The sequence below is a fragment of the Sphingomonas sanguinis genome (assembly GCF_001476905.1).
Taxonomy (GTDB): domain Bacteria; phylum Pseudomonadota; class Alphaproteobacteria; order Sphingomonadales; family Sphingomonadaceae; genus Sphingomonas; species Sphingomonas sanguinis_B.
Genome location: NZ_LDTE01000020.1, coordinates 1 through 1367, shown reverse-complemented (window position 1 = coordinate 1367; position 1367 = coordinate 1). Strand labels below are relative to the sequence as shown.

General features: G+C 64.6%; 2 protein-coding genes. One reads left to right on the top strand and one right to left on the bottom strand.

Annotated elements, in window-relative coordinates; translation table 11 throughout:
- Positions 1-82: 82 nt before the first annotated feature.
- On the top strand, positions 83-1102 hold the full coding sequence (locus SB4_RS04260; protein WP_058734828.1) for an IS110 family RNA-guided transposase: 1020 nt from the start codon (positions 83-85) through the stop codon (positions 1100-1102).
- Positions 1103-1174: 72 nt separating this feature from the next.
- Here SB4_RS04260 and SB4_RS20190 read toward each other — a convergent pair.
- On the bottom strand, positions 1175-1367 hold a 193-nt coding region (locus tag SB4_RS20190), incomplete at its 5' end, for a hypothetical protein (protein ID WP_206597984.1).

The window sequence follows — 1367 nt, the reverse complement described above, 5'->3', positions numbered from 1 at the left end:
GTGACGTGATGGGTTGGACGGCCCCTGCACCAGCGTAGCTGTGCAATGATGTGGTCGTTGAGCCACGTCTAGGAGTCGATCCATGCAGCAGGATGTCGTGACCGTCGGTGTCGATCTGGCGAAGAACGTGTTTCAGGTCCACGCGATTGGCTCTGATGGAAAGGTGTTGGTGCGGCGGCAGCTCCGGCGCGGCGAGGTACTGAAGTTCTTCTCATCGTTGCCGCCATGCCTGGTAGGGATGGAGGCATGCGCGTCGGCACACCATTGGGGCCGAGAGCTTTTAGCGCTGGGCCATGATGTCCGACTGATGCCGCCGGCCTATGTGAAGCCATACGTGAAACGCGGGAAGACCGACGCCGCGGATGCCGAAGCGATCTGCGAGGCTGTAACCCGGCCGACGATGAGGTTCGTGGCGGTGAAGAGCGTCGATCAGCAGGCGGTGCTGATGCTCCACAAGACCCGTGATCTGCTGGTGCGACAGCGAACCGCACTGATCAATGCGTTGCGGGCGCACCTGTCGGAGTACGGGATCGTCACCAGCAAGGGGCCGGGCGGTGTCACCGCGCTCATGAAGCTCCTTCACGAGGGGCAGGAGAAGCTGCCAGCATATGCCCGGTCAGCGCTGCATACCATCGGTGCTCAACTGCGATCGCTGGCAAGCGAGGTCGACCGGCTTGAGACACAGATCCTCGCCTGGCACCGTGCCGATGACACCAGCCGCCGGCTCGCGACCATTCCCGGCATCGGTCCGATCACCGCGTCGGCAATCGCCGCGGCTGTACCCGATGCATCGCTATTCCGCTCCGGCCGCCAGTTCGCGGCATGGCTAGGCCTCACACCGCGGCCCCATAGCTCCGGCGGAAAGGAGCGGCTTGGCGGGATCAGCAAGCAGGGCGACGGGTACCTCCGCAAGCTGCTGGTCGTCGGCGCGACCGCGGTGATGCGTATGGCGCGCAAGGATGCCAGCCGACAGCCGTGGCTAGCGCGACTGCTCGAGCGCAAGCCGGTGAAAATCGCGACCGTCGGGCTCGCCAACAAGACAGCGCGGATCGCCTGGGCGGTGATGGCGCGCAAGGAGGTCTACGCGGCAGCTGCCGCGTGACCGCTGTCCTCGCCGACCGCTGAGCGGCCGGCAGGATGGTGTAAGGGCAGCTGAGTGGTGATGACAAACCGGTCAGACCGGGGATCGAACAAACCCAGGGGAGCAGAGCGCTTCGAGCGCGATGACGTGATTAGGGATCCGATCCGCGGACTTCATCAGGGCCAGCAGCCATGCGGTGCTGCACGAACAGGCCGAACACATGGATGCATCCGACCGGTGCTCATCGCCGCACGAAAGCTCTTGCACCGCAGGGGTCGTCCACACA

What these genes read in the sequence shown, in the direction of transcription:
- SB4_RS04260 (WP_058734828.1), top strand. Translation starts at nt 83, where the DNA reads ATGCAGCAGGATGTCGTGACCGTCGGTGTCGATCTGGCGAAGAACGTG.